This window comes from Paraburkholderia sediminicola (assembly GCF_902859805.1).
Classification (GTDB): domain Bacteria; phylum Pseudomonadota; class Gammaproteobacteria; order Burkholderiales; family Burkholderiaceae; genus Paraburkholderia; species Paraburkholderia sediminicola.
Genome location: NZ_CADIKC010000002.1, coordinates 254,360 through 277,241, shown reverse-complemented (window position 1 = coordinate 277,241; position 22,882 = coordinate 254,360). Strand labels below are relative to the sequence as shown.

Here is a 22,882-nt window from a genome sequence, read left to right as displayed (position 1 = left end):
GACTGATATACTACATACGGAATATTGATTTTTGCGGCGTTGCAGCATATGATTGAGTCATCTTTTCACTCAATCATTCGGAGTTACAAATGGAATTTGTTCCTCTCGCGCTGCTCGCCGTTGGTTTCGTAGGTTTGGGCTCTGCCGCCACTGTTCTGCTGACCCGCTGGATCCCGCAGCCGGTTGCGCAACTTGCAGCGCAACATGGCCGGTTCGTCGGCCTGGGCGAACAGGATGGCAGAATGGCCGCAGTGGCGCCGTATCGTGCGCATGTTCAACAAGAGGCGATGAATGTCGTCAGAACTTCAAACTGAAGCAGTGGCTACACCCCTGACGTTGTCGCTGCAGCCGATCGGCGCGAGCGTGAGCTTGCGCGATCAGGCGTACGCCATGCTGCGCCAGGCCATTGCCGACGCGGATATCTACCGGACTCACGAAGAAATCCGCCTCGACGAGCGCGTGCTGAGCGAATCGCTCGGCGTGAGCCGCACGCCGGTGCGCGAGGCGATGACGTTGCTCGAACAGGAAGGTTTTCTGCGCATGGTGCCGCGGCGCGGCATCTATATCGTGCGCAAGAGCAAGCGTGAAATCGTCGAAATGATCCAGATGTGGGCCGCGCTCGAAAGCATGGCGGCGCGTCTTGCCACGCTGCACGCCACGGACGAGGAAATCGCCCGCCTGCGCCACATGTTCGACAATTTCCGCGACGCCACGCCGGCCGAGCACATCGCCGAGTATTCCGACGCCAACATCGCGTTTCATCAGGCGATCGTCGAGCTGTCGAAGTCGCAGATCATTCTCGACACGATCAAGAACATCTTCATCCACGTGCGGGCGATTCGCCGCATGACCATTTCGCAAAGCGACCGCGCGTCGCGTTCGATCGTCGACCACCTGCGCATTATCGAGGCGCTGGAGCAGCGCGATACCGAGCTGGCTGAGCGTCTTGCACGCCAGCATTCGCTCGATCTGGCGACGTTCGTCGAAGCGAATTGCGATTTTCTGGATTGATGGCGGCTTAAGCGCCTGATTGGCGCAACGAATGACAAAGAAAGGCCCGCGGTGATGACGTCACCGCGGGCCTTTTGCTTTTCCGATCCATTTCCGTCCTCTCTAGTCGACGCCACGCAGCGGGTGGGGTTAAGCCCGGCTTGACGACGACTGAAATGTGGTATGTGATATATCAAAGGCGATCGAGACAAGCGACACCTCAGTGTTTTCCCTCGAATCGAACAGGCCGGCGCAGCTTAATCTTAGTAAAACGTAGGCCTGACAGGCATTCAGGGCAGAAATCCCGAAGCAGCCGCATTTTGAGATCGCGCTTGATTGAATGTGATATATCACATACCGTATGTACCGGGACTAAGCAGACATCCGCGCGAGCGGACGTTATCGAAGCGGGCGCGTCGGTCGATAACCGTTGCACACAACTGACTGATCAGGACAGGAGACTTGATATGAGCAAAGCACTCGACGGCGTGCGCATTCTCGATTTCACGCATGTGCAATCGGGCCCGACCTGCACGCAGTTGCTCGCGTGGTTCGGCGCGGACGTGATCAAGGTGGAGCGGGCCGGCGCCGGCGACATCACGCGCGAGCAACTACGGGACATTCCCGACGTGGACAGCTTGTACTTCACGATGCTCAATCACAACAAGCGCTCGGTCACGATCGATACCAAGAACCCGGAAGGCAAGCTGGTGCTCGAGGCGCTGATCCAGAAATGCGACGTGCTGGTGGAGAATTTCGCGCCGGGCGCATTGGACCGGATGGGCTTCACATGGGAGCGGATTCAGGAGTTGAACCCGCGCATGATCGTGGCCTCCGTGAAGGGTTTCGGCCCCGGCCCTTACGAGGACTGCAAGGTCTACGAGAACGTTGCGCAATGCGCGGGCGGCGCGGCCTCGACCACCGGTTTCGACGATGGTCCGCCGGTGGTGAGCGGCGCGCAGATCGGCGACAGCGGCACGGGTTTGCACCTGGCGCTCGGCATTGTCACGGCGCTGTATCAGCGCACGCAAACCGGGCGCGGCCAGAAGGTACTCGCCGCGATGCAGGACGGCGTGCTCAACCTGTGCCGCGTGAAGCTGCGCGACCAGCAACGGCTCGAACGCACCGGCACGATGAAGGAGTATCCGCAATATCCGAACGGGACGTTCGGTGAAGCGGTGCCGCGAGCGGGGAATGCTTCGGGCGGCGGTCAGCCCGGCTGGATTCTGAAGTGCAAGGGCTGGGAGACGGATCCGAATGCGTATATCTACTTCATCACGCAGGCGCCGGTGTGGGCGAAGATCTGCAACGTGATCGGCAAGGAAGAATGGGCCACGGATCCGAACTACGCGACGCCTGCCGCGCGCTTGCCGCATCTGAAGGATATCTTTGCCGAGATCGAGCGCTGGACCATGACCAAGACCAAGTTCGAGGCCATGCAGATCCTTAACAAATACGACATTCCTTGCGGGCCGATTCTCTCGATGAAGGAAATCGCCGAAGAGCCGTCGCTGCGTAAAACCGGCACGATTGTCGAAGTGGATCACCCGACTCGCGGCAAGTATCTGACGGTTGGTAATCCTATCAAACTGTCGGACAGCCCGACTGAAGTCAAGCGCTCGCCGCTGCTGGGTGAGCATACCGACGAGGTGATGACTGAACTCGGCTACTCGCCCGAGCAGATCAGCGCATTGCGGACCGCCGGCGCGATTTGAGAGCTCAAGGAGCGATGTATGGATACGTGGATGCGTTTCATGTCGAGCGACGGTGGTGTCGTGTTCGGCCGGGTGGAAGGCGGTTATCTGCACGAGTACGAAAGTCTCGATCAACCCGTGCCGACCGGGGCGGTGTTGTCGACACGCGCGCTCACGCCGCTCGCGCCTTGTGCGCCCGGCAAGATCGTCGCGTTGTGGAATAACTTTCACGCGCTCGCGGCGAAGCTCGACAAACCCGTGCCGGCGCATCCGCTATTTCTGCTGAAGCCGGCGGGATCGGTGATCGGTTCGGGTGAACCGATCCGTCGGCCGCTTAGTTACGCGGGCAAGATCGTCTACGAAGGCGAACTCGGTATCGTGATTGGGCGGCGCTGTCGCGACGCGAGTGTCGAAGAGGCCGCGGAATCGATTTTCGGCTACACGCTGGTCAACGACGTGACCGCTGCCGATCTGCTGAACGAGAACCCGCACTTTCCGCAATGGTGCCGCGCGAAGGGCTTCGATACGTTCTGCTGTATTGGACCCTCGATCGTCTCCGGTTTTGACTGGCATTCGGCACGTCTCGTGACGATGCTCGACGGGGTGGAGCGGCAGAACTATCCGCTTGCCGATATGGTGTTTTCACCTGCGGAGCAGGTGAGTCTGATTTCACAAGACTTAACGCTCGAACCGGGGGATGTGATTGCGTGCGGCACGTCGGTCGGCGTCGGCTCGATCAAGGACGGCGCGACCGTGACGATCTCAATCGAGGGGATCGGCACGTTGAGCAATACCTTGAGCGCTGTGTGTGAGATAGCGCTATGACGCGACGGCCGCGGCTCGTTGCGTTGCTCGGCAGTGGCACGGGGCTCGCCGTCATGGTGAGCGGGTTTGCGTGCTACCTGTCGGCGGCGGTGCAGGCGAATGTCGAGCGTATCGAGCTCTATGCCGCGGTCTTTATTGGCGCGCTGGTTTTCGCCACCTCTGCCATTGCATTCTGCAAACTGCGTGGCATGCTGGACCTGAGTAGAGTCGCGCGTCCGGGGCATGGCATTGTCAACGTCTCGGCGCTTTTGCTGTGCGGCTGGCTCGGTTATGGCTTCGTCACGGAGCAGGCGCAGCCGTTCGGACTCGCCGCGCTGCTTGCGATGAGCGTGCTGGCCGTTGCGCTAGGCACGCATCTGATGACCAGCCGTGCGTACTCGAACGATCGCGATTCACACTGCCATGCGTTTGCGGGACGTTGTGATGGATTTGCGCTGGAGCAGCGCGGGTTGCTGGCGCGCATCGAATGGCATGGCGGCGAGGAGCAGGCGTGGGCGCTGCGCGAGATAACGCCCGGCATGGTGCGCGCGGCCGCATACCGGCACCGGTGCGGCTGGCATAACACTGGAACGGTGGGCGTACAAAAGCGCAGGCTTGTCCGCCAACGCGTCACCCACCGTGCAATGTGCCGCCAAAGATGAATACACCAATGCGCCGGGCGGCGAGCAGGGCGAGCGGCGGAATCGTTCCGCCGAAGCGCTTATTCGCCGGCCGACGCGAATTCGCTGTAGTACCTGGCTTTCTTGCTCAGGATCATCTGGGCGAGAAACTCGGCGTCGTACGCGCTGTGAAGATGTGCGTGAAACCGCTCGATGTACGCGGTGATGCGCGCCGCTTCGCTGTTGAATTCCTTCAGCACATCGAGTGTGGCCTGGTCCCAGCGGAACCGCAGGCCGAGGTCGCTGAACGCCGCGTTGAACGCGCTCAGATGGGCGTCGTCGGGATTGTTCGCGGTGGCGCGTGCAGTACGTGTGCTGGCGTGAGACTCAACCGCAGCGTGGTTCATGATCGGCCTCCTGGGCTGACAGGTGAGAGAACTAAAGAGAGAACTCACTTGCAGCATAGGGATACTGATCAATCCGCAATAGTTAAAGTTTCATTGGCTTTCCATAGCCTACTGCTTATAGACGCTCAATTCCTTCACGCGGGTGATCTTCTCGATAAGCCCCGCGCCTTCCTCCATCAGGAAGCGCTTGAAGGCGACCGCAACTGGTGGCAGGCGCTTGTTCTTCCGATGCACGACGTACCAGTTGAGCATGACGGGAAAACTTTCGACGTCGAGCACGACCAGATGGCCGAGCTGCAACTCGAGGCTGATCGTATGCGCGGACAGGAACGCGATGCCCATGCCGGCGATCACCGCCTGCTTGATCGTTTCGGTGCTCTTGATCTCCATCGCGATCTTCAGATTGGCAAGGCGGCCGGCGAAGCCTTCTTCCATCGAATTCCAGGTATCCGAGCCGCGTTCGCGCACGATGAAAGCCTCGCCCGCCAACTGGCTCATCTTGATGTTGCGTTTGTGCGCGAGCGGATGCGTGGGCGCCGCCACGATCACGTAAGGGTGCGGCGCGAACGGTTCGTTGGTCGCGTCGGTTTCGTGCGGCGGCCGCACCATCACGGCGAGATCGGTCTGGTTGGTCGCGAGTTGATGCAAGAGTTCCGCGCGATTGTGGACGGCAAGATTGAGTACGACGCCCGCGTAACGCCGCGTGAATTCTGCGAGCAGGCGCGGGAAAAAGTAGTCGCCGGCGCTGATCACAGCGACGTTCAGCTTGCCGCCGGAGACGCCCTTGAGCTGACTCATCGCCTCGTCGACTTCGTGGAACTGCTGAATGATCGCGCGGCTGTAGTGAAGCATCTCGGTGCCGGCCGGCGTCAGATAGATTTTTTTGCCGAGCTGCTCGAACAGAGGCAGCCCTGCGTGCTCCTCGAGTTGCCGCACCTGAGTGGAGACGGCGGGCTGCGTCAGATGCAATTCTTCCGCGGCGCGCGAGAAGCTGAGGTGGCGCGCTACCGTTTCAAAGACCTTCAATTGCCGCAGAGTGGCATTGCGCATCGTCATGGCCGATGTATAAGCAAACATGAATCGACATAATAACAAACTTTAATTATTAGTTATTCAGCAATGACCCTAGCATGAGGCTGTATAAGAAGCGCAATTGCCGGCGCTGCATTCGGGTTAACGCTTGGATTCGAGGCATGGCAGGGGAGGCGGAGAAACACCGATACAGCGCTAATACTTAATTGATCGGAATAAAGAAATCGTCTGAAAAACGGTGATTCAGGCAGGAACAGGCCTTAAAGAATTCGAATTAAAGACGCAAATATTAAATATTCCCGAATGGCAACGCTGTTCGGAGCATAAGTACAAGGTGAGACGCATACAGTGCGGCGTGACGGCCGGCCGCACTCAATAAATAGCGGAGACAAGGTTCATGGACGATATCAATCGGCAGACCACGACTCGCGTATTCTGGGCGAACCGCTGGTGGCAACTCGTCATCGGCATGATGTGCATGGCATTGGTAGCCAATCTGCAATACGCATGGACGTTGTTCGTCACGCCGATGAATTCGCGGCATCACTGGGGTGAAGCGTCCATTCAGCTCGCGTTCGCTATTTTCATTCTCACAGAAACGTGGCTCGTGCCGGTGGAAGGCTGGCTGGTCGATAAATTCGGACCGCGCCCGGTAGTCGCGGGCGGCGCGGTATGCGCCGGCCTCGCGTGGGTGATCAATTCGTATGCGACGACCTTGCCGATGCTGTATGTGTCAGCGGTCATTGCCGGGATCGGCGCAGGCGGCGTGTACGGTACCTGTGTCGGCAACGCGTTGAAGTGGTTTCCGGATCGCCGTGGTCTTGCGGCCGGTTTGACGGCTGCAGGTTTTGGCGCGGGCGCGGCCGTCACGGTCATTCCGATCGCCAACATGATCACGCGCTCGGGCTACGAGCACACCTTCTTTTTCTTCGGAATCCTGCAGGGCGTCAGCATACTTTTGCTCGCGCTGCTGTTGAAAAAACCGAACTTGCGCCAGCAAGCTGCACCGAAGAAGAAGTTCGCGGTCACCAAGGTCGATTACACACCGGGGCAGATGATCAAGACACCGGTGTTCTGGGTGATCTACGTTTCGTTTGTCGCGGTGGCGGCGGGCGGCCTGATGGCGACCGCGCAAATCGGTCCGATCGCCAAAGACTGGGGGCTTGCACGCATTCCGATGACGATCTTCGGCATGACGCTGCCGCTGCTCACGGCCACGCTTTCCATCGACAATATCTGCAACGGCTTTACCCGTCCGCTGTGCGGTTTTATCTCCGACAAACTCGGTCGTGAGAACACGATGTTCGTGATCTTCATCGGCGAGGGTCTCGCATTGCTCGGCCTCATGCAGTACGGCACCAACCCGTATGCGTTCATGACGTTCGCCGCGTTGATCTTCCTGTTCTGGGGCGAAATTTTCTCGATCTTCCCGGCGATTTGCGCCGATACCTTCGGCAGCAAATATGCGGCGGCCAATGCGGGCACGCTGTACACCGCGAAGGGCACGGCCTCGCTGCTGGTGCCGATTGCTTCGGTGCTGTCGGCCACGGGCGGCTGGAGTCTCGTCTTTATCGTGTCCGCCGTCGTCACGATCGCCGCGGGCGTTTCGGCGAAGTTTATTCTTGCGCCCATGCGCTCGCGCTGGATCGAAGCGCACAACGAACCCCAGGGCGTGCTGGCCGTTGCCGGCAGCAAGGCTTCGCGGCTTAGCCACTGGCCTGAGCAGACAGGGGAATAGGGTGACCTACCCACACCCGGCAGTAACGTTATGAATGTTTCGTTGCAGCAACTCAAGGTGTTTGTCGCCGTCGCGCGTGAACGGAGCTTTACGCGCGCGGCGCGCGAGTTCGATCTGACGCAGTCGGCGGTGAGCCGCTGCGTGCGTGAACTTGAAGACGCTGTTGAATTGAAGCTGTTCGACCGTACCACGCGGCAGGTAGAACTGACTCATGCGGGCGCGAGTCTCGAGCGCAGAATCGGCCGCCTGCTCGACGAAATCGAATTGACGCTGCGCGAGGAGCGTGCCGCTTACGACGGACACACTGGCGTAGTCGTGCTGGCGAGCAATCCCGTGTTGTCGTCAAGCTGGGTGGCGCAGGGGCTGGCGCGTTGCGCGACAGCGTTTCCCGAGCTGATCGTGTCCGTCAGGGATCAATCGCAAAGCGGCGTGCTCGCGAGCGTCGAGCAGGGGGAAGTGGACTTCGGCGTGGTCTCGGTGGCGGAGCCTTTGGCGAACGATCAGTTGCACGCGCAAGTGGTGTTCACCACGCCGCTGCATGTGGTGATGCCGCCCGCGCATCCGCTGGCGCGGCAAGCCAGCGTCGCATGGCGCGCGTTGCAGGAGTGGGCGCTCGTCACGTTGAATGCCGACGCCGGCGTGCGCGCCGCGCTCGATCTTGCCTTCAATTCGCACGGTCTGAAGCGACGGCCCGTGCAGGAACTCGGCCACGTTGCGGCAGTGTCGCGCATGGTCGAATTGGGCCTTGGCGTTGGCGTCTTACCCGTCGATGGACATTGGCCCGCGCCCGGCGCGTCACTAGTGAGCCGGCCGCTCGTTCCCGAGTTGAATCTGATGACGCTGCTCGTGCATCGTCGCAATCGTTCCCTCAGACCCAACGCCGCAGCGGCCTGGGCGCAGTTTGCAGCGCTCGCCGGGGTGGCTTCGCCTGCCGCCGGCGCGGAGCCGGCCGATCCGCTGCCGGTCAGCTCACGCAACATCCCAAGCAAGGAGCTTCATGATGGAAACTGAAACCGACCTCAGGCGCCATGATTTGCTGATCGACGGCAAGCGTTTGCCGCCCGGCACAGGCGAATATTCCATCGACATCAATCCGGCGACCGAAGAGCCGATCGCGCTGGTTGCACAAGGCAGCGCGGCCGATGTCGATACCGCAGTGCACGCGGCGCGTGCCGCATTGAAAGTGTGGAACGCGATACGAGCAGCCGAGCGTGGCCGCATACTGATGCGTCTAGCCGGTCTGATGCGCGCGAATCTGGACGAACTCGCGGCGCTCGAAAGCCTCGACGCCGGCAAACCCATCTCGGCGGTAATGCGCCAGGATATTCCGGCGGCGATCGATACGCTCGAATACTACGCAGGCTGGTGCGACAAGATCAATGGGCAGGTGGTGCCGGTACGTCCCGATGCCTTGACGTACACGCTGCGCGAGCCGGTCGGCGTGGTCGCCGCGATCGTGCCGTGGAATTTCCCGCTGATGATCGGCATGTGGAAAATCGCGCCCGCGCTGGCATGCGGTTGCACGTTGATCGTGAAGCCCGCGGAAATTACGCCGCTGACCGCGTTGCGCCTCGGCGAACTCGCGCTCGAGGCGGGTGTGCCGCCGGGAGTACTGAATATCGTCACCGGAAAAGGGCGAGTGGTTGGCGATGCGCTGGTGGCGCACCCCGGAGTCGACAAGGTGACCTTCACGGGCTCGCCTTCCGTGGGGCGCGGCATTCTGCAGGGCGCGGCCGGCAACTTCAAGCGCGTCACGCTCGAACTCGGCGGCAAGTCGGCAAACCTGATTTTCCCGGATGCGAATCTCGACAATGCGGTGCGAGCCGCGGCGTCGGGGATTTTCTTCAACACTGGCCAGGTATGTTCGGCCGGCTCGCGCATTCTGGCTCATCGCGACGTCTATGACGAAGTGGTCGAGCGTCTCGCGGCGCGTGCGAAGGCGATCAAGGTCGGCGATCCGGCTGCGCGCGAAACGTCGATGGGTCCGCTTATCTCCGCCGCGCAGATGAAAACCGTGCTCGGCTATGTCGAGACAGGGCGCTCCGAAGGGGCATCGCTCGTGACTGGCGGCGTACGGGTGGGCGAGCGCGGCTTTTTCGTCGAGCCGACGGTGTTTGCCAACGTCGAGCATGAAATGCGGATTTCGCAGGAGGAGATCTTCGGGCCGGTGGCGAGCGTGATTCGCTTCAACGATGAGGCCGATGCGATCCGTATCGCTAACGGCACTTTGTATAGCCTCGCAGCCGGCGTATGGAGCGCGGATATCGGCCGCGTGCATCGGGTGGCGCGTGACCTGAAGGCGGGCACCGTATGGATCAATACCTACGGTTATACCGATGTGCGCTTGCCTTGGGGCGGCTCCGGCGATTCGGGCTTTGGCCGCGAGCACGGCGACGTGGCGATTGAGAACTTCACCGAGCCCAAGGCGGTGTGGCTTGCGATCGATCAATAGCGAAGTAAAAAAGGATCGAACGCGTGGCGTTCGATCCTTTTCTGAACTGAAGCTTGTGAGAGAGATTAGCTGCAGCGTGCGTTGACGCGCAATCTCAATCGCCCTGCAATGCCATCCGTTCGCGCAGCTTGATGAGGGCGAGCACGACATCGATAGTCGGCGTGGGCTCGGCAACGAGACGGCCCATTTCCTGCACGACCGTCAACAGCGGATCGATCTCCATCGGACGGCGATTCTCCAGATCGACCAGCGTCGAGGTCTTATGCGCGCCGACCGCACCCGCACCGTCGATGCGTTTTTCCACATCTACGCGGAAATGCACGCCGAATTGATCCGCAATGCGCTTGGCTTCCAGCATCATCGTGCGCGATACCGCGCGTGTGCCGGGATCGCTGGTGAGAATGTCGAGCGTGGCGTGGGTCAATGCGCTGATCGGATTGAAGCACAGGTTGCCCCACAGCTTGAGCCAGATTTCGTCGCGGATGTTGTCGCGAATCGGCGCATCGAAACCCGCTGCCTGCATGATCTCGTGCAATTGCTGAATACGCGGCGTGCGTTCGCCGCTCGGCTCGCCGATCGGGAATTTCTTGCCGTACACATGCTTGATGACGCCCGGCTCGACGATTTCCGCAGCAGGATACAGCACACAGCCGATCGCGCGTTCCGGTCCGAGTTTGGTCCATTGGCTGCCGTCCGGGTCGATGCTGGCGAGGCGCGTACCGGCGAATTTTCCGCCGTGCTGATAGAAGTACCAATAGGGAATGCCGTTGACGCCGGTGACGATGGCCGTGTGTTTGCCGAGGAGCGGCTGCATCGCGTCGACTACGCCGGGCAGCGAGTGCGCCTTCAGCGTGATGATCACGAAGTCTTGTACGCCGAGTTCGCGCGGGTCGGACGTGCAGCGTACCGGTGCGCTGATCGTCTCGCCGTCCATGATCAGGCGTGCGCCGTGTTCTCGCATTGCAGCAAGGTGCGCCCCGCGCGCGACGAAGCTCACATCCGCGCCGGCACGCGCCAGTTGTACGCCCATCAAACCGCCAATCGCTCCTGCTCCGAAGATACAGATCTTCATGATGCCGCCCCTATGACTATGAGAAGTCGCTTGTCCGATGCCGCGCAGGGTCCTGCCGCGGCGGCGGGTCATTCTTCGAGCATAAAGGCGCAGGTCAATTACTGACAGTTAAAGTTTATGCAGCCGTCCATTACCTATTGTTTATGATTGCACGAACAGGCTGACTGCGATTCGGATTTCAACGGTGCGAGAAGGCGTCGTGCAGCTGCAGCGCTGCTGGAGAGATAATTCGGAAAGCTGAATATTAAGTTTCGAGTTCAGGCGTTTTACGTCCGCCGAACCAGCAGAAAGCTTACGCCGATTGCCGCCAGAAACGCTCCGCAGCAGCGATTGAACCACCGGCGAACCTTGGCGCGAACCAGCCACTTGCCAAGGTGCATGCCAGCCCACGAATACAGCGCAATCGCCACCCATTCGAGGACCAGAAAGCTCGCCCCGAGCACCGCGAACTGCGGCAGCATCGGTTTGGCGATATCGACGAACTGCGGCAAAAATGCGGTGAAAACCAGAATCGCCTTCGGATTGCCCGCAGCCACGAGACACTCCTGCCGCGCAATTCGCCAGAGCGATGCATCGTCCTGCTGGATCGTATCGATGGCCGGCGCGTCGCTGCGCCACAACTGAATGGCAAGCCAGATCAGATACGCGGCGCCGGCCAGTTTGATCGCGAGAAAGAACCATTCGGATGCGTGCAGCACGACGGCGAGGCCGGTCGCGGCCAGCACCAGCATCAGCGCGAACGCGACCAGCCGGCCGGTGCCGCCGACGAAAGCCGTGATGAAGCCGTGACGCGCGGCAACGTTAATGGAGAGAAGATTGTTCGGGCCGGGCGCGAGGTTGATCGCGAAGCAGGCGGGCAGGAAGAACAGCCAGGCGGTGATAGACATGACGGCTCGCACAGAGAAGGGCGCAGGGTTGCAGAATCGGGCACGCGAGACGGCAGGCGCCAGCGGCGCTTCGATTCTGCACGATTCTGCCGGATTTTGCGGTCCCCTCGATATTCCCCGATTGTAGCGAATCGGCGCATGGCGCCGGTCCGGTCTGTCCGTTTAATTCACCGAATTAACAAAACCTGGGTCGCTGATCAGCGCCTCGACACTCAGTTTGACCGTGTCTTCGATTGCGATGGTATTGCTCGTGAATTTGGGCGACTTCTGCCGGACCGTCTTGGTGGTTGAGAACACAACCTTCTGGGTCGTGGCATCGGTCACGATGTAGCGCATTTTCAGCGTCCAGAATGCCGGCGAGCGTGCGTCGTCCACCGTGAACTTCTCGATGCTGCCGCTTAGCACCTTCCTGCCTTCAGTGAGATGAAAACCCGCGATCTGCAAGTTGCTGACAATGCTGTTGCGCACGGTCTCATTGATATCGCTTTTTAGCACGATGCCAGTCATCGCCGTGTTTTCGATCCGGTTCGGCGAAACCTGGCCGTTGCGAGCCGGCATGTAGGCGAAATCGCCGGCGGGCGCGACGCTCAGCCAACCGGTTGGATGCGCGGTTGCGCGCGGTGGGCAATTCAGGCCGAACCACGACCACGAGCATGCGGACAGCATCAACGGCAGCGCGACGACGCCGCAACCCTTGAGCACGGTGGATCTCAGGCCCGGACGCATGGGATCGAGCGATGGCCGCAGAGACTGACTCCGTTGCGGCGACTCGGGCGCTGTGCTGGAAAAAGCGTCGGTCGAGGTCAGAGGAATTGCCTTTTAAGTTGAGTCATTCCGGTACAGAGCAGCATGGTAACAGCGAGCCGATCCCGTGCATCTTCTAAAGTGGATCGGGGTCCGGAATTCTCGAACTATTGAAGTAGCCTCGCTCCGAGGCCAATGCGATCAAAAGAACCCGGCTTTCCCCTGAGTCATATCCACCAGGGCTAGCCGGGCCTCGTCTATCGCGTTGACGGGCAGGCGGACCGTCATCTTCACCAGCATCCCGTAGGCACTGTCCACAAGGCCATAACCTTCAGCCTCGATCCATCTGCGCACCTTCGCTTCATCGGCGTAGCTCACTTCGACGATCAGCGTAACCTGGGCAATCCTCTCCACCCGCGGCGCGTCCAGTAGAACCGAAGCAATCGCGTCGGTATACGCTCGCACCAACCCGCCGGCGCCCAGCTTCACGCCGCCGTAATACCGCACGACGGCGGCCAGCACGCCGTCTAGGTCGTGATGCCGCAGCACTTCGAGAATCGGCCGGCCCGCGGTGCCGGACGGCTCGCCGTCGTCGGACATGCCTGACTGGCCACCTGCCAGCAGCGCCCAGCACACATGCGTCGCGCCTGGATGCTCGTCGCGCAGGCGCCGCAACTCGGCCATCGCGGCGTCGCGGTCGGCGACCGGTATCGCGTGCGCGATGAAACGGCTTTTGCGAATCTCGAGTTCCGCGGAGAGCGGCGCGGGCAAGGTGTAGGTGGGCAAGGCAAAGACTTCAGTGGATAAAAAATGCGGGCCGCACGTGGAGCGTAGGCGGCCCTGTGCCCGCAATGGTAACGGATCGTCGGCGGGGAATCGCCGAACGATCTACAATCGTCCGCTGAACGCGCGCCTCTGCGTAGAACCGGGCGCGCCACACAGGAGACGACATGCTTGACCTTTCTACGCTAGGAACCTTCGTTGCCGTTGTACTCGGGCTCTTTCTGATTCCCGGTCCGGCCGTGCTGCTGGTTTTGACCCGCACGGTGCATGGTGGGCGCAAGGCCGGCATACTCACCGGCCTCGGCGTCGCCGCTGGCGATTTCATCCACACGCTTGGCGCTGCGATTGGCCTGTCGGCCTTGCTGATGACGTCGGCGCTCGCCTTCAATGCGGTGAAAATCGTCGGCGCCGCCTATCTCGTCTATCTGGGCGTTCGCGCCTTGCGCGAAAAGCAGGCGAGCGCGCATTTGCCGACGGTTGCGCCGGTATCCGCCTCCAAGGCCTTCTTTCAGGCAATTCCTGCCGAAGTGCTGAACCCCAAGACCGCGCTGTTTTTCCTCGCGTTTCTGCCGCAGTTCGTTCGGCCTGAGCACGGTTCTTCGTTCCTGCAGTTCACGACGCTGGGCCTGATCTTCGTTGGCATGAGCGCGCTTTATACAACGCTGATCGTGCTGACGATTCGTCCGCTGGGCAAACTCGTCAAGCGCCTGACATGGCTTAGCCGCTGGCAAAACAAGATTATCGGCGTGCTGTTCATTTCGCTCGGCCTGCGCGTCGCGACGCAAACACGCTGACCCTGCGGCATTGACGCGGGCGCGCACCGCTTTTTCGTTCGGGTGCGCGGAAACACGCTGCCGCACTCGAACTAGATATTCCGGCGCTGCCTCCTCAGGCGGCCTTCGCGTGCGTATTCCATCTGGCCCTCGGTGCGCACGGCGAGCTTCTCCTGTTCGGCGCGGCTCTTCTGCCGCGTATCGTCGATATCGCCCACACGCAGTACTTCCTGCGCGATCCGTATGCGTAGCGTCATTAATGGTTCGCCGCGTTCGACCAGCGTGCGGTCGGCGGCGCGCGCCTGCTGGACGCCGCTGTCGATCAGATTGCGCAACTCCAGCAGCGTGAGCCGTTGCCGTTGAATCTCGAGAATGAGGCGCTGGATGGCCTGCTCGTCGCGCGTACGCCACCAGGCGCGCAGTTCAGCGAGCGTTGGAGATTCGAAGGGAGGAAGGCGCATTGTTCAGACGAAAAGTACTGTATATATGTACAGTATATCCCGTCTTTTTATGGAACCGCGGGGTGCGCGTTGACCTGCTGGACCGCCCTATAGCACGGGGCGTTACAACGCTCGCTCAGGTGAGCGCGAGCATGATGGTGGTGGAGATCACGATGATGAAAAGGCAGGCGGCGGTCAGTACGTCGTAGGGATAGTTCATGTCGAAACCATGACGTGTCGGGTGAATCGACCCATCATAGGCATAAACATTCCCCGTGACTGTCAAGCATTGCAAAGGCGCGGCGACCCTCGGCCGCCCGTGATCTGAACGGAAATCGAATAACGCCAGCGAACTCCTTACGTCTGGCGCCCACGTCCTTTTGCTGTGGTTTTGCCCGTTGCCGGCACAGGTGACGCGCCCGCATTGCCGCATATCAACGCCACCCCTGCAACCGCCGTTGCCCGCAGCGACGCGCGCGAATCGCCCGCGCGAGCGCGCAACGCGAGGCTGTGCAAAATCGCCGATGCGACCTTGGCGAGAAGAGGCGGTTGTGCATCGGCGGCCAGTTCTCCTGCGGCCTGCGCCAGCTTCAAGCGTTTCTCGAAGGCCTTGTCGTAGGTGCGCAGTCCCTCGGCTAGCGCTGCGCGGACTTCGGCGTCATCCACCGCTTCGACCGCGGCGGTGCCGATCATGAAGCAGCCGAGCGGATCGCCGTCGGCGGGCAGGTACCACGCGAGCGCGCCGTCATAAACGCGCAGCAGGGCCTGCGGCAATGGCAGATCCTCGCTGAGTGCATGAACCATCGCGAGCCGGCCGGCCTCGATATAACGTTCGAGCGTGGTCAGATACAACGCGTGTTTGTCGCCGAATGCACCGTACAGACTCGGGCGATTCATACCGGTCGCGGTGCTCAGTTGATCCAGCGAGGTGCCCGCATAGCCGCTGCGCCAGAACACGTCTCTAGCATCGGCGAGCGCCTGGTCGGAATCATAGGCACGCGGACGGCCACGCGGGCGAACTTCTTTTTTTGTACTGGTCGGCATAAAAATATGGCGGAAGTGATTTATATGCAATATAGTACAAAAACACCAACGACAGGGGATTCCCCATGGATCTGTACTTCTCGCCGCTCGCTTGTTCACTGGCCACCCGAATCGCGTTGTACGAGGCGGGGGCGCAGGCTGGGTTCATTCAGGTCGACACGAAGTCGAAACAGTTGTCGGACGGCTCGGATTTCTATCCGATCAGTCCGCTCGGGCAGGTGCCGGTGCTGCGCACGGATGAAGGCTGGCTGTTGACCGAAAACACGGCGATCCTGCCGTATGTGGCCGATCATTTTCCGGCCGCCCGGCTCGCGCCTGCTGCGGGCACGGCACAGCGCGCGCGCTTGCAGCAATGGCTGGGTTTTATCAGTTCGGAGTTGCACAAGGCGGTGTTCGTGCCGCTGCTCGATGCGCGCGCGCCCGAAGACGTGAAGCGCTATGCGCGCGACAAGGCCGCGTTGCGGCTAGGCGTTCTGCAGGATCATCTGGCGCAAAGCGAGTATCTGCTCGACGCGTTCAGCGTGGGCGACGCGTATCTGGTCACGGTGCTGAACTGGGCGTCGCATGGCGGCATTGATCTGTCGCAATGGCCGGCGGTGGCGGCTTACTACAAGCGCTTGATGCAGCGGCCGAGTGTGGCAAAGGCCGCAAAAGAAGAATTCGCCCTGTTTGAGGAAGAAATGGCGAAGCGCGCGAAAAGCTGAGGGCAGGTTGCCGGCTAGTGAATTAATCGTCGCCGTGCTGGCAGAAGCGGCGCCCCGGAATGTGCGACACGACCGCCTGTGCGATTTCGAGTGGCGTACTTTCCGCGGGCACCACGCGGCGGCTCGATTCGGGGGTGTGCTTCATGGTCCATTCGACGAGTCTGTACGAGCGTCCCCATGGGGGCTGCAAGGGGTCCGAGACCTTGCACGAGTGGATCTGGCGCACCCATTCGTTGCCGGGCATCGCGCGTAGATGCTCGAATACCGTGTCTTCCACCATCGTTTGACTCCTTCTTCGCAGGCATGCTGTCCATCTATCGGCGCGTCGGCGACATCCCTTGAGAAAAAAAGCGCCGCCGGTGTTCTGGCGGCTCAACAGGGGATGTTGGGTGCCATAGTTACAGGTAAGAATTAAGCCAAACTTAAGATCACGCTCAAAATTCCCGGGCGTGATCCCTCTGCGTGATCACCCTGTTAAACCGCTGTTTTTGCGAGCGTGGTGATCGAACCCTCAAGACCTCGCAGAAATGGCCGTTATTACAGCGGTTGGGGCCGCCGACCCCGCTTCGCCTCCGGGCCCGCATCAATAACGTGACGAATCTCGCTCAAACGCCGCTCTCCGACCGCCTGCGCTCGCTCGTCGATACTGTGCAGCACAACGAGCGCACGCTGCGCCGCTTCCAGAACGTCGAGTTGAGGTTGATCGGCGCGCAGGATTTCGCGTCGTTTCTCGACACGCTGTTCAGCCATCTGCCGAAGGAGTTCTCGCTGGCGAGCGTGACGCTGTGGCTCGACGACCGCGCGCCGATGCTGCTCGAACTGCTCGATCCGGGCGCTCTGGATGCGCTCGACCAGCCCAATCTGAAAACGTCGCGCGAAGGCGGGCTCGCCGCTCAAGGCTTGTGCGACGAGGGACGGCCATGGCTGGGCAAGCCTGGCCAACTGGATGAAGCGGCGCGCCGCGCATTCTTCGGCGACGCCGACACGCCGGCGAGCGCAATCATGCTGCCGCTTGCCGCCGGCGACACCGTCAGCGGCTATCTTTGCCTGTGCAGCGACGACCTGGCGCGTTTCGCTGAAGGCATGGCTACGGATATCCTGGAGCGCTTTGCGAGCATCGTCACGGCGAGTCTCGACAATGTCGCGCATCGCGAGCGGCTCAAGCAACTCGGTATGACCGATTCGCTGACTGGTCTCGCCAATCGCCGCTACTTCGATGAACGGCTGCGCGAGGAAATCATGCGCGCCGTTCGGTATGGCGTGCCCGTTGCGTGTCTTTTCATCGATATCGACAGCTTCAAGCGGATCAACGACACCTACGGCCATCAGACCGGCGACCGCGCGCTGGCGGCCGTGGCGGCCTGCGTGCGGCAGCAGGTGCGCCTGGGCGACACCGTGGCGCGCTATGGCGGCGAAGAGTTCACCGCGCTGCTGCAAGGCGATCGGGCCGATGCGTTGACGGTCGCCGAGCGCGTGCGGCTGGCTGTCGAAAAGCTGGATTTGCAGGACGACCATGGCGAGCGCATCGCGTTGACCGTGTCGATCGGTGTGGCGGCGCGCACGCTTGCCGGTGCGCCTGCCGACGCGGCCGTGCACGGCCACGCGATGATGGAAGAAGCCGATCGGGCGATGTACCAGGCCAAACGCAACGGCCGCAACCGCATCGAAGCGTTGGCGAAAGTAGGCAGCGATAACGCGCCGCGTTAACCGTCGCTGCTGGTGGAACGGCGCGGCGCGATTCACGACGTAGCGAGTCCGCCTCACGCGTCCGGCGGTACCCCCAGCAATTGCAACGCTCCACCCGTTACCGCGCCGAACACCGGCCCGGCCACCGTCCCGCCATAGAACGCCTTGCCGGCCGGGTCGTCGATCATCACGGCGACGATCAGCCGTGGGTCGCTCATCGGCGCCATGCCGACAAACAGCGCGCGGTAACGGTTTTTCGCGTAAGTCGCGCCGACCTGTTTGCGCGCCGTGCCCGTTTTGCCTCCGACCCGGTAACCTTCCACTACGGCTGCGCGCCCTGTGCCGCCAACGCCGGTGGCCATTTCGAGCATCGAGCGGATCGCGCGCGCGGTGGCGGGCGTTGTGACTGCATGGCCCTTATCCGTGGTCTGCGCCACGCTATTCGCACTCGCGGTTCCGTCCGCGTTTTTGTCGGTCCGCAACAGACTCACGGGATGCAGGGTGCCGTCGCCGGCATAAGCCGTATAGACCTGCGCGATCTGCAGTAGCGAAGTGGACAGGCCGTAGCCGTACGCCATGGTTGCCTGTTCGATCGGACGCCAGCGTTTGTACGGACGCACCTTGCCTGACGCGACGCCCGGAAAGGTCAACTCGGGCCTCAACCCAAGCCCGTACTCCTGATATTTGTTCCAGATTTTTTCAGCTGGCAGATTCAGTGCGAGCTTGGCGAGCGCGATATTGCTCGACTTCTGCACGGCTTCGGCGACAGTCATCGCGCCGTGATTCGACGTGTCGTGAATCACCGCCGGGCCGATCTTGTACCAGCCCGGCGCGGTATCGATGATGCTCTGCGGCCGCACCTTGCCCTCATCGATCGACAGCGCGACGACGACCGGCTTGATCGTCGAACCCGGCTCGAAGGTGTCGACGACCGCGCGATTGCGCAGTTGCCGCCCGGTGAGCCGCGCGCGGTCGTTCGGATCGAAGCTCGGATAGTTGGCGAGCGCGAGGATCTCGCCGTTGCGCGCATCGAGCACGACCACGCTGCCGGCCTCGGCGTGATGTTTGGCGATGGCGTCCTTCAGTTGCGCGTAAGCGAGTTGCTGGATGCGCCGGTCGATCGTCAGGTGGATGGTGTCGCCGTTCTGCGCGGGCACGAGCGGCCGGGTCTCGGACACCACGCGGCCCAGGCGGTCGCGAATCACTTCGCGCTGGCCCGGCACGCCGAGCAGTTGCTCGTTGGCGGCGAGCTCGACGCCTTCCTGGCCGTTGTCCTCGATATCCGTGAAGCCGACCACGTGCGCCGCCGATTCGCCTTCGGGATAAAAGCGCTTCGAATCCGCGATCTGCGTGATGCCGGCGAGACCCAGTTTGTTGAGATGATCGGCGGTGTCGGCGTTCACCTGGCGCTTGAGCAGCACGAAGGTTTTATCGCCATTCAGACGCCGGCGCAGTTCCGCCAGCGGCAGGTCGAGCAGCTTGGAAAGCGGCGCGAACGAGGCTTCGTCGAGCAGCTTGGGCGAGGCCCAGATCTCGTAGGTCGCGAGACTGACGGCGAGCATCGAGCCATTGCGGTCGACGATGCGCCCACGCGTCGCGTCGAGTTCGAGCGTGCGCTGATAGCGTTTTTGCCCCTGATCGACGTAGAAGTCCTGATTGACCACCTGCACCCAGAACGCGCGCGCCGCCAGCGACGCGAACGCGCCGAACACCAGCAGGACGACAAGTTTCGAACGCCACATCGGCAGGCGCGCGGCCAGCAACTGGTTCTTCGCGACGGGCGCGTACGGATCGTGCGACTGCGATTTTTTCTTCTGGATCATGAGTGCGGGTAACGAACAGCAGTGCAAGGGCGAGAAACCGGCGAGGCCGATGTCCTGTTGCGCGTGACTGTCGAGTGTGCTCCTCGAGCGAAAGCCACACGCGCGTGGCGTGCAGCGGGATTAGCCTGCGCCGCCCGAATCGGCGGCGGTGAATACCTTGAGTTGCCAGCGAAACCGCACCGCCAGCATGCGCACTGCGAAACCGACGGCCAGTACCACGATCGAGGCCGGCGCCGGCGCCACGTCGCAGGCCTGTAGTGCGACATACAACGCCCCGGCGCCGAGCGCGATGCTGGCGTACAACTCCTGACGCAGCACGAGCGGCATCTGGTTGCACAGCAGGTCGCGCAGCATGCCGCCGCACACGCCGGTGATCGCACCGGCCAGCACAACGATCGCCGGGCTCACGTCCAGCGTCGCGGCGACGTCGCAACCGATAACCGTGAACGCGATCAGGCCGATTGCGTCGACCGTGACGAACAGCCGTTGCCAGTTGCGCAGCCATCTGGCGCCCGCCGCGGCAACCGACGCTGCCCCGATTGTAATCAGAACGTAATCTGGATGCGAGATCCATGCAAGGGGATAGTGGCCGAGCAGCACGTCGCGCACTGTGCCGCCGCCGAGCGCGGTGACCGTGCCGACGAGGCACAGGCCGAAGCGGTCCATGCCGCGGCGCATGCCCATCAATGCGCCGGACATGGCTTCGGCGATGATCGCCACGAGGTAGAGGAGGTGGAGCAACATGACAGCGAGCCTTGGGTGGCGGCGCTCGCGAGAGGGGGCTCGCATGGGAGCTTGCCGCGAGGCACGCGTTGGAAAGCGGCCATTATCGGAAGCGGCGGGTCCTGATGAAAATGCCTTAAGCCGAATTCGGCGATGCCAAATTCGGCTTAACCTGGTTGCGGAATCGGGCGCGGTAAGCGTTCGCTGAATACAAAAAGCCGCGTGGACTTGAAAAATCCGCGCGGCTGGCTCGTTCGATTAATGCGTCGACTCCGACGCGGCGTGTTAAAGAGGCGCTCTCTGCCTGTAGAGCGCCTTCTTTTTTCTGCCTCTCTTCTGCCTATATCCCGCAGCCTGAAATAGCCGGCAGCCTCAGGCTGGCAGAGCGAAACTCGAGATTGCCTCGCGCAACACGCCGACCTGATCCTTCAGTGAATGGGCCGCGGCGGCGGCTTCTTCGACCAGCGCGGCGTTTTGCTGCGTGACCTGATCCATTTCGCCGACTGCGCGATTGACCTGTTCGATGCCCGCGCTCTGTTCGCGCGACGCGTTGCTGATTTCCTCGAGGATTTCGTTCACGCGGCGCACCGACTGCACGATCTCGCCCATGGTCGAACCGGCGTTGGCGACCAGCGACGCGCCGGCTTCGACGGTATGGGTGGACGTTTCGATCAACGCCTTGATTTCCTTCGCGGCCGTGGCCGAGCGCTGCGCGAGGCTGCGCACTTCCGCGGCGACCACCGCGAAGCCGCGGCCCTGTTCGCCCGCGCGCGCCGCTTCGACCGCTGCGTTGAGCGCGAGGATGTTGGTCTGGAACGCGATGCCGTCGATCACGCCGATGATGTCGCCGATCTGCCGCGAGCTGGTGGTGATTTCGCCCATGGTGCGGACCACGTCGTCGACGACGCGGCTGCCGCGCGTGGCCACATCCGCTGCCTGACCGGCGAGTTGCGCCGCTTGCAGCGCGCTGTCCGCGTTCTGCTTCACGTTGACCGTCATCTGATCCATGCTCGACGCCGTTTCGACCAGCGCCGCGGCCTGTTCCTCGGTGCGTTGCGACAGATCCGTGTTGCCGGCGGCGATTTCGGTTGCGCCGATATTGATGTTTTCAGTGCCGAGACGCACGCGCGAAACCGTATCGACGAGACCTGCCTGCATGGTGTGGAGCGCGTGCAGCAGACTGCCGCCGGTGTCGTTTGCTTGCAGCGGCACGCGCGTGGCGAGGTTGCCGCTTGCCATCAGTTGAGTCGCTTCGACCGCGACTTCGAGATCGCCGCCGAGCGTGCGGCGGATGCTGCGCAACACCAGCAGCATGACGGTCGTGGCGATTGCGCCGAGCGTCAGGGTGATGACGAGCCAACGCAGCAGGTTGGCGTAGAAGGCGCGCTGCACGTCGTCCATGTACATGCCGGTGACGAGATACCAGTCCCACGGTTCGAAGTGACGCGAGAAGCTGGTTTTCGCCACGGGCTTATCGCTGCCGGGTTTGGCCCAGAGATAGTCGACATAGCCGCCGCCCTCGTGATTGCCTGCGGTGACGATATCCGTGAACAGATGATTGCCAGCCGGATCGGTGAATTGCGCCATGTTCTTGCCGACCAGTTCCTGCTTGATCGGGTGCATCAGCATGACCGATTGCGAGTTGTTGACGGAGATATAGCCATCTTTGCCGTAGCGCATGGCCGCGAGCGTTTCGAGCGCCTGCTTTTTAGCTTCGTCTTCGGTGATCGCGTGCTGTTGGGCGAGGGTGTAGTAGCGGTTGACGATGTGATTGGCCTGGTCGATCAGCGCGACGAGTTGATCGCGGCGATCCGAGATCATCGAGGCGCGGTTTTGCCATGCGCCGAAGCCGCCAATCAGGATCAGGCCGGTCCAGAGGACCGCGATCATTGAGGCTAGTTTTTTGTTCAGAGTCATAGCAATGGGCTTTTTGCTTTCGCTTTTGCTTTCGCTGTCGCGAGATGGTCGGTCAGGGTAGGCACTTCGCTTTTCGCGGGTTGCTTTTTCGCTTGCAGCGAGTGGCTTGTTGCTGACTGTGTTTACGGCTTGTTGTTGTTTGCTCCGCAGGGGAGGGGAAACCCGTTGTTTTTATTTGTCTGACTATATAGGTTTGGTTTTTTGGGTTTTTTTTGCCTGCGCGGCGCTGGATTGTCCGTGTTCTTGGGGCTTTGGCCTTTCCTTGTTTTGTTAGTGGTCTATTAGCGTTCCCCCTGTGCGGGGGGGCACCTACTTTTCTTTGCATGCCGCAAAGAAAAGTAGGCAAAAGAAAGCGGCTCAAACCGCTAATGCTAAGTGGGGCCCGTGGTCTGCTGTGGGTAGTGGTGCGACTGGAATCTGGGTTCGTGCACCTGCATGTGCTTGTGACAAGGGCGTCATTCTTCCGGCGGCGCTGCGCGCGCCGAAGCGTACTTCTTAAAACCACTCAGTACGTTTTTGCTCACGCGTGCCTACACGTATGTGCTTTTT

24 protein-coding genes are annotated in these 22,882 nt (G+C 61.4%); 11 read left to right on the top strand and 13 right to left on the bottom strand.

What is annotated here, in order from left to right:
* Nucleotides 1-89: 89 nt before the first annotated feature.
* The 5 genes from R8871_RS09770 to R8871_RS09750 all read left to right on the top strand — a co-directional run bounded on the left by R8871_RS09770 (nt 90) and on the right by R8871_RS09750 (nt 4,150).
* On the top strand, nt 90-314 hold the full coding sequence (locus R8871_RS09770; protein ID WP_175050248.1) for a hypothetical protein: 225 nt from the start codon (nt 90-92) through the stop codon (nt 312-314).
* Nucleotides 292-1,011: a GntR family transcriptional regulator gene (locus R8871_RS09765; protein ID WP_175050247.1), complete on the top strand. Its 720-nt coding sequence runs from the start codon at nt 292-294 to the stop codon at nt 1,009-1,011. Before R8871_RS09770 ends, R8871_RS09765 begins: the two co-directional genes overlap by 23 nt.
* A gap of 446 nt (nt 1,012-1,457) precedes the next feature.
* Nucleotides 1,458-2,705 (top strand): formyl-CoA transferase, encoded by a 1,248-nt coding sequence (gene frc / locus R8871_RS09760; protein WP_175050246.1) that lies wholly within the window; start codon nt 1,458-1,460, stop codon nt 2,703-2,705.
* Between the two features lie 18 nt (nt 2,706-2,723).
* Nucleotides 2,724-3,509: a fumarylacetoacetate hydrolase family protein gene (locus tag R8871_RS09755; protein WP_175050245.1), complete on the top strand. Its 786-nt coding sequence runs from the start codon at nt 2,724-2,726 to the stop codon at nt 3,507-3,509.
* Nucleotides 3,506-4,150, top strand: a complete 645-nt coding sequence (locus R8871_RS09750; RefSeq protein WP_175050244.1) for an NAD(P)(+) transhydrogenase (Re/Si-specific) subunit beta — start codon at nt 3,506-3,508, stop codon at nt 4,148-4,150. Before R8871_RS09755 ends, R8871_RS09750 begins: the two co-directional genes overlap by 4 nt.
* Nucleotides 4,151-4,209: 59 nt before the next feature.
* Here R8871_RS09750 and R8871_RS09745 read toward each other — a convergent pair whose 3' ends face one another.
* The gene (locus R8871_RS09745; RefSeq protein ID WP_175050243.1) at nt 4,210-4,515 is read right to left on the bottom strand and encodes an HAD family hydrolase; all 306 of its coding nucleotides are present in this window, start codon (nt 4,513-4,515) and stop codon (nt 4,210-4,212) included.
* Nucleotides 4,516-4,623: 108 nt separating this feature from the next.
* Nucleotides 4,624-5,571, bottom strand: coding sequence for a LysR family transcriptional regulator (locus R8871_RS09740; RefSeq protein WP_175050694.1), 948 nt, complete (start codon nt 5,569-5,571; stop codon nt 4,624-4,626).
* Nucleotides 5,572-5,944: 373 nt separating this feature from the next.
* Between R8871_RS09740 and oxlT the strand changes: the two genes are divergently transcribed.
* Genes oxlT through R8871_RS09725 form a run of 3 tightly spaced genes read left to right on the top strand, consistent with a single transcriptional unit; the run spans nt 5,945 to nt 9,737 of the window.
* Nucleotides 5,945-7,285, top strand: coding sequence for an oxalate/formate MFS antiporter (oxlT, locus tag R8871_RS09735; RefSeq protein WP_175050242.1), 1,341 nt, complete (start codon nt 5,945-5,947; stop codon nt 7,283-7,285).
* A gap of 30 nt (nt 7,286-7,315) precedes the next feature.
* Entirely contained in the window at nt 7,316-8,296 is a 981-nt protein-coding gene (locus R8871_RS09730; protein WP_175050241.1) for a LysR family transcriptional regulator, read from the top strand.
* Nucleotides 8,286-9,737: an aldehyde dehydrogenase family protein gene (locus R8871_RS09725; protein ID WP_175050693.1), complete on the top strand. Its 1,452-nt coding sequence runs from the start codon at nt 8,286-8,288 to the stop codon at nt 9,735-9,737. The genes R8871_RS09730 and R8871_RS09725 overlap by 11 nt, the downstream gene beginning before the upstream one ends.
* Before the next feature lie 94 nt (nt 9,738-9,831).
* On the opposite strand, the gene R8871_RS09720 is transcribed toward R8871_RS09725, so the two are convergent.
* From R8871_RS09720 to R8871_RS09705, 4 genes are all read right to left on the bottom strand, one after another.
* Entirely contained in the window at nt 9,832-10,809 is a 978-nt protein-coding gene (locus R8871_RS09720; protein ID WP_054042627.1) for a 2-dehydropantoate 2-reductase, read from the bottom strand.
* Between the two features lie 266 nt (nt 10,810-11,075).
* Nucleotides 11,076-11,696: a LysE family translocator gene (locus R8871_RS09715; RefSeq protein WP_175050240.1), complete on the bottom strand. Its 621-nt coding sequence runs from the start codon at nt 11,694-11,696 to the stop codon at nt 11,076-11,078.
* 162 nt (nt 11,697-11,858) lie between these two features.
* Entirely contained in the window at nt 11,859-12,398 is a 540-nt protein-coding gene (locus R8871_RS09710; protein WP_175050239.1) for a hypothetical protein, read from the bottom strand.
* A 243-nt stretch (nt 12,399-12,641) separates the two neighbouring features.
* Nucleotides 12,642-13,226, bottom strand: coding sequence for an IMPACT family protein (locus tag R8871_RS09705; RefSeq protein WP_175050238.1), 585 nt, complete (start codon nt 13,224-13,226; stop codon nt 12,642-12,644).
* 164 nt (nt 13,227-13,390) lie between these two features.
* Between R8871_RS09705 and R8871_RS09700 the strand changes: the two genes are divergently transcribed.
* Nucleotides 13,391-14,017, top strand: coding sequence for a LysE family translocator (locus R8871_RS09700; protein ID WP_175050237.1), 627 nt, complete (start codon nt 13,391-13,393; stop codon nt 14,015-14,017).
* Nucleotides 14,018-14,088: 71 nt separating this feature from the next.
* On the opposite strand, the gene R8871_RS09695 is transcribed toward R8871_RS09700, so the two are convergent.
* From R8871_RS09695 to R8871_RS09685, 3 genes are all read right to left on the bottom strand, one after another.
* On the bottom strand, nt 14,089-14,457 hold the full coding sequence (locus R8871_RS09695) for a hypothetical protein (protein ID WP_175050236.1): 369 nt from the start codon (nt 14,455-14,457) through the stop codon (nt 14,089-14,091).
* Nucleotides 14,458-14,572: 115 nt separating this feature from the next.
* Nucleotides 14,573-14,722: a hypothetical protein gene (locus R8871_RS09690; protein WP_172737764.1), complete on the bottom strand. Its 150-nt coding sequence runs from the start codon at nt 14,720-14,722 to the stop codon at nt 14,573-14,575.
* A 71-nt stretch (nt 14,723-14,793) separates the two neighbouring features.
* Nucleotides 14,794-15,480: a TetR/AcrR family transcriptional regulator gene (locus R8871_RS09685; protein WP_175050235.1), complete on the bottom strand. Its 687-nt coding sequence runs from the start codon at nt 15,478-15,480 to the stop codon at nt 14,794-14,796.
* Nucleotides 15,481-15,545: 65 nt separating this feature from the next.
* Between R8871_RS09685 and R8871_RS09680 the strand changes: the two genes are divergently transcribed.
* The gene (locus R8871_RS09680) at nt 15,546-16,184 is read left to right on the top strand and encodes a glutathione binding-like protein (protein WP_175050234.1); all 639 of its coding nucleotides are present in this window, start codon (nt 15,546-15,548) and stop codon (nt 16,182-16,184) included.
* Nucleotides 16,185-16,206: 22 nt separating this feature from the next.
* On the opposite strand, the gene R8871_RS09675 is transcribed toward R8871_RS09680, so the two are convergent.
* Nucleotides 16,207-16,464 carry a DUF2866 domain-containing protein gene (locus R8871_RS09675; RefSeq protein WP_093632986.1) on the bottom strand — a complete coding sequence of 86 codons (258 nt, stop codon included), beginning with the start codon at nt 16,462-16,464 and terminating at the stop codon, nt 16,207-16,209.
* 311 nt (nt 16,465-16,775) lie between these two features.
* On the opposite strand from R8871_RS09675, the gene R8871_RS09670 reads away from it, so the two are divergent.
* Nucleotides 16,776-17,891, top strand: coding sequence for a GGDEF domain-containing protein (locus tag R8871_RS09670; RefSeq protein ID WP_175050233.1), 1,116 nt, complete (start codon nt 16,776-16,778; stop codon nt 17,889-17,891).
* 53 nt (nt 17,892-17,944) lie between these two features.
* Here R8871_RS09670 and R8871_RS09665 read toward each other — a convergent pair whose 3' ends face one another.
* The 3 genes from R8871_RS09665 to R8871_RS09655 form a co-directional block, all read right to left on the bottom strand.
* Nucleotides 17,945-19,693 (bottom strand): peptidoglycan D,D-transpeptidase FtsI family protein, encoded by a 1,749-nt coding sequence (locus R8871_RS09665; RefSeq protein WP_175050232.1) that lies wholly within the window; start codon nt 19,691-19,693, stop codon nt 17,945-17,947.
* A 120-nt stretch (nt 19,694-19,813) separates the two neighbouring features.
* Nucleotides 19,814-20,437, bottom strand: coding sequence for a trimeric intracellular cation channel family protein (locus R8871_RS09660; protein ID WP_175050231.1), 624 nt, complete (start codon nt 20,435-20,437; stop codon nt 19,814-19,816).
* Between the two features lie 351 nt (nt 20,438-20,788).
* Nucleotides 20,789-22,333, bottom strand: coding sequence for a methyl-accepting chemotaxis protein (locus R8871_RS09655; protein ID WP_175050230.1), 1,545 nt, complete (start codon nt 22,331-22,333; stop codon nt 20,789-20,791).
* Nucleotides 22,334-22,882 lie beyond the last annotated feature (549 nt).

Bases quoted from the DNA above. Each gene is read 5' to 3' on its own strand.
- R8871_RS09725 (WP_175050693.1), top strand. From the start codon at position 8,286: ATGGAAACTGAAACCGACCTCAGGCGCCATGATTTGCTGATCGACGGC.
- R8871_RS09675 (WP_093632986.1), bottom strand. From the start codon at position 16,464: ATGGTGGAAGACACGGTATTCGAGCATCTACGCGCGATGCCCGGCAAC.
- R8871_RS09695 (WP_175050236.1), bottom strand. From the start codon at position 14,457: ATGCGCCTTCCTCCCTTCGAATCTCCAACGCTCGCTGAACTGCGCGCC.
- oxlT (WP_175050242.1), top strand. From the start codon at position 5,945: ATGGACGATATCAATCGGCAGACCACGACTCGCGTATTCTGGGCGAAC.
- R8871_RS09665 (WP_175050232.1), bottom strand. From the start codon at position 19,693: ATGATCCAGAAGAAAAAATCGCAGTCGCACGATCCGTACGCGCCCGTC.
- R8871_RS09740 (WP_175050694.1), bottom strand. From the start codon at position 5,571: ATGACGATGCGCAATGCCACTCTGCGGCAATTGAAGGTCTTTGAAACG.
- R8871_RS09745 (WP_175050243.1), bottom strand. From the start codon at position 4,515: ATGAACCACGCTGCGGTTGAGTCTCACGCCAGCACACGTACTGCACGC.
- R8871_RS09730 (WP_175050241.1), top strand. From the start codon at position 7,316: ATGAATGTTTCGTTGCAGCAACTCAAGGTGTTTGTCGCCGTCGCGCGT.
- R8871_RS09660 (WP_175050231.1), bottom strand. From the start codon at position 20,437: ATGTTGCTCCACCTCCTCTACCTCGTGGCGATCATCGCCGAAGCCATG.
- R8871_RS09655 (WP_175050230.1), bottom strand. From the start codon at position 22,333: ATGACTCTGAACAAAAAACTAGCCTCAATGATCGCGGTCCTCTGGACC.
- R8871_RS09715 (WP_175050240.1), bottom strand. From the start codon at position 11,696: ATGTCTATCACCGCCTGGCTGTTCTTCCTGCCCGCCTGCTTCGCGATC.
- R8871_RS09720 (WP_054042627.1), bottom strand. From the start codon at position 10,809: ATGAAGATCTGTATCTTCGGAGCAGGAGCGATTGGCGGTTTGATGGGC.
- R8871_RS09770 (WP_175050248.1), top strand. From the start codon at position 90: ATGGAATTTGTTCCTCTCGCGCTGCTCGCCGTTGGTTTCGTAGGTTTG.
- frc (WP_175050246.1), top strand. From the start codon at position 1,458: ATGAGCAAAGCACTCGACGGCGTGCGCATTCTCGATTTCACGCATGTG.
- R8871_RS09755 (WP_175050245.1), top strand. From the start codon at position 2,724: ATGGATACGTGGATGCGTTTCATGTCGAGCGACGGTGGTGTCGTGTTC.
- R8871_RS09750 (WP_175050244.1), top strand. From the start codon at position 3,506: ATGACGCGACGGCCGCGGCTCGTTGCGTTGCTCGGCAGTGGCACGGGG.
- R8871_RS09765 (WP_175050247.1), top strand. From the start codon at position 292: ATGTCGTCAGAACTTCAAACTGAAGCAGTGGCTACACCCCTGACGTTG.
- R8871_RS09700 (WP_175050237.1), top strand. From the start codon at position 13,391: ATGCTTGACCTTTCTACGCTAGGAACCTTCGTTGCCGTTGTACTCGGG.
- R8871_RS09685 (WP_175050235.1), bottom strand. From the start codon at position 15,480: ATGCCGACCAGTACAAAAAAAGAAGTTCGCCCGCGTGGCCGTCCGCGT.
- R8871_RS09680 (WP_175050234.1), top strand. From the start codon at position 15,546: ATGGATCTGTACTTCTCGCCGCTCGCTTGTTCACTGGCCACCCGAATC.